Annotated in this window: 4 protein-coding genes; all 4 read right to left on the bottom strand. The window is 62.0% G+C overall.

What is annotated here, in order from left to right; genetic code table 11:
• Nucleotides 1–507 (bottom strand): hypothetical protein (locus tag AB4Y99_RS26680; protein WP_441525451.1); only part of this gene is annotated, 507 nt, incomplete at its 3' end.
• Between the two features lie 49 nt (nucleotides 508–556).
• Nucleotides 557–1,192 carry a hypothetical protein gene (locus AB4Y99_RS26685; RefSeq protein WP_441525452.1) on the bottom strand — a complete coding sequence of 212 codons (636 nt, stop codon included), beginning with the start codon at nucleotides 1,190–1,192 and terminating at the stop codon, nucleotides 557–559.
• A gap of 12 nt (nucleotides 1,193–1,204) precedes the next feature.
• Complete coding sequence (locus tag AB4Y99_RS26690; protein WP_441525453.1) at nucleotides 1,205–1,999, bottom strand: DNA adenine methylase; 795 nt, start codon at nucleotides 1,997–1,999, stop codon at nucleotides 1,205–1,207.
• Between the two features lie 183 nt (nucleotides 2,000–2,182).
• Nucleotides 2,183–3,247 (bottom strand): phage late control D family protein (locus AB4Y99_RS26695; protein ID WP_441525454.1); only part of this gene is annotated, 1,065 nt, incomplete at its 5' end.

Below are 3,247 nucleotides of genomic sequence, written 5' to 3' on the forward strand. Positions count from 1 at the left end.
GTGCCCAGGATTAAGATGTTCACGCGCTATGGGTTCCAGAGCCTTGAGCATACGACCGTAGTCTTCCGCAGCCGATTTGAGCGATTTATGATGGTCCGGATGGCCCGGAGGCAAAATGGCAATCTTGGTCAGCGTCTCGAACTGCCGGTCGACCTCGTCCATAAAGCCCCTCTCAAAGAGCAGCCGCCCCCTTGAGCACGCGCTAATAATCGCCTCCAACTGGGCATCGATGCGCTTCGTGTATTTCTCGTATTGAGCCTCTGCCAGACGGCCGCCGTTTTCTCCCGCGTCGACGACCATGAGCTCCGCGGAGTTGCCTAGAGCCTCAACCGCTGCAAAAAAATCCTGATAAGCCGCCATTCGACGATCCCAGAATTTCTCGTTCCAACGTTCTATCGCGCCAGTCCGCCTGCTTCGTTCGGCGGTTAGAAACGTCGCAACCGTGGGAATTAAGGCGCCAATCACCGCAGCACCCGCAGCGATTAAGGCATTCCATGGAAAGTCCATCAGCGTATCCTGCCGGCCGAAATCACCAACTCGCGCACAGAATCAGGCCCTAACTATTGACGGGCGTGATGGCGCCGGATCGCACAGCTGTTCGGGCTTTCTCAGCATCCTCCAACCACTTTTCCCGTTGAGCCGCCTGGCGTGAATCGTTGGCAGACTTCTTCCTGAGCAACGCACTCGCGAGAGGAGCAAGCAGCCCATTTGGCGGCAGCTTGTAATGGGCCCGAAGCCGCTCCGCGATATCCCAGGCAGCAACGGCCAGATTAACTGCCTCGGTGTGGGTAACCCAGAAGTCGTTGCTCTCCCAGGAAGCGCGGTATGCATCGCTTTGAGCCGACGCTATCCGCGTCGGGAACCCGAGTATCTCGCTGCCTAAAGAGGAATCGCAGGACCGCCAGTCGATATCAGCAGGAAAATCCGCGAGGAGCGGCAGTTTGCCCGCTTCGGAGATGCCATGTACGTCGGCTGCCACATCCCGGTCGCGCAGGTGGGCATCGCACGCCGATACGAACGCCTCCATGATAACGGCCACCCGCATAGCGAGGTACGTCGAGTCCGCCCCTGTTTTCTTGTTCTCTGTGAACGTATCGATAGCCCATTTGAGACCCTGATTGACGAAGGCGGCAAAAACGCCACCGATTGCCGCCGGTAACAGAACCGTCCAAATCGATAGGCCTTGAGCCATGTGGAGTGTCCTTCAGCGAGCCGCCATGATGATCACTTCCCGCACCCGCTTGCTCTTGCCCGCCCCACCCGCCTGGTAACTCAGCTCGACMGTCTCGATCRAGGCCCAGSCGAACAGCTCGCGCACCTCGGGCACGTCGTTCAACGAGAGGATGAAGCGGCCTTGAAGGCGCTGTAAAGCCGCGCTGAGCAGCTCGAACTGATCTCGACCGAATAATCCACGGCCATAGAAGTGCTCGGTGCCCCAGTAAGGCGGGTCGAGGTAGAACAGCGTCCCCGGCCGGTCCCATCTGGTGATGAAGTCCTGCCAGGGAAGGCATTCGATCCAGACGCCGGCAAGGCGGTCGTGGACCGCCTCCAGAAGCGGCTGAAGCCGCGTGATGTCGAAGCGAGCGGGCGCCTTCGTATCGATCCCGAAGGACCGGCTGGCGACCTTCCCGCCGAAACTCAGTCGCTGAAGGTAGAGGAAACGGGCCGCGCGTTCGAGATCGGTCAGGGTCTCCGGATCCTGGGCGTTCAGCCGTTCGAACTCGGCCCGGCTGGCGAGCTGCCAGCGCAGCATGTCCAGGAAGGCCTGGTAGTGACGCTGCAAGACGCGGAAGAAGATGGCGACATCCCGCGAGGCATCGTTGATGACCTCGGCCTTGGGTTTCATCGGCCGGCGCAGGAACACCCCGCCCATGCCGATAAAAGCTTCGGCATAGGTCGTGTGCTCGATGGCGCTGATCCGCTCGACCAGCGTACGAGCGAGCTGCTTCTTGCCGCCGATATAGCCGGCGACGGGGGAGATGGGGCGGACCTCGTTCACGGGATCTTAGAACCTATTGGCGCCCGTTACGGCGCGGCCTCGCGGCCGCCGTGGCGGGCGATGTGATGGAAGTCTCGTCGGGCGGCTGCAATCTTGCCGGAAAGGGCCGCCGGAGCCGCGAGGCTCCCCTGTCACGTCACCTGTCGCGACGTCGCTGCTCGACCGTCCTCTGCGTCGCCATGGTCAGTCCTCTTCCTTCGAGGACGAGCCGTCCTCTTTCGCGGCGATGTTGACGGTGGTGGTGAAGCCGGAGCTCTCGAAGGCGTGCTCGACGGAATCGGCGCGCCAGGCACCGGCGATTTCCTTCCGGAAGCTTTCGCCGGCGATGACATCGGCCTCGGCCTGGGCTTCCGGCCGGCCATAGAGCTTGAAGTTGCCACTGCCGCTGCGCCGGGTGAGCCGCCGGGCCTCGGCCATGGCCGCTTTCTCGGCCTGTTCCTTGGTCGGATAGGGCGATCGCAGAACGGTCTCGGGGCCTTCGAGCCCGGTCTTGGCCTCGGCCAGCTCGCGCTTGCCGGTCTTCTGATCGATCCATGCGGCCTTGACCGAGCCGTATTCGACGCGGCCGTCCGGCGTGACCTCCCAGTCCGCGCAGTCCCATTTCTCGATTCTGATCACCGGCAGCGCGAGGCCGCTGACCGATTTCGCCGCGCCTTTCTGCGAGATCACGAGCTTATCGCCCATAGGCTTCACGACGGCGTCGAGCTCGTCGCCCAACGTGGTCAGAAAGTCGATCTCGCTGACATCGACGCGCGCCCGGAAATCGAACTTGAAGTTGGCGATGGCCGGATCGACGTGGGCCGTCATGCCATTGCGGCCGGCGATCGCGTCGGCGATTTCCTTCACCGACTTGTTGCTGAAACTTTCTCGGCCCTTGCCTTTCAGCTTGCGCTTCAGATCGGCAGCATTCGCCTGGATCGTGATGGTTTCGCCGCTCTCCGCATCGCCCTTGAAGGCGATGGGCTGCATTTCGAAGGTGCCCTTCGGAACGAGACCGGTTTCCTTGAAGCCGAGCTTGACGACGATCGTGGCCTTCGGCGGCGGCACGATGATCGCGTTGTCGGCGTCATCGAGGTCGAAGGTGATCTTGTCGGACTTCTGCCCGGCCTCGTCCGTCAGCGTCGCCTTGATCATCCGGGCATAGAAGCCGGCCGCGACCTCCCTGCCGTTGACTTCGATCGAGATCATCGGGGTGAAGCCGAGCGCATTGGGCTGGTTGAGCGCGAAAGCCATCGTCAGCTCCAGAGC

It is taken from the genome of Allobosea sp. TAB14, from assembly GCF_052113865.1.
Taxonomy (GTDB): Bacteria; Pseudomonadota; Alphaproteobacteria; order Rhizobiales; family Beijerinckiaceae; genus Allobosea; species Allobosea spartocytisi.

Excerpts from the sequence above, each read along its gene's own strand:
- AB4Y99_RS26685 (WP_441525452.1), bottom strand. The coding sequence starts at position 1,192 with ATGGCTCAAGGCCTATCGATTTGGACGGTTCTGTTACCGGCGGCAATC.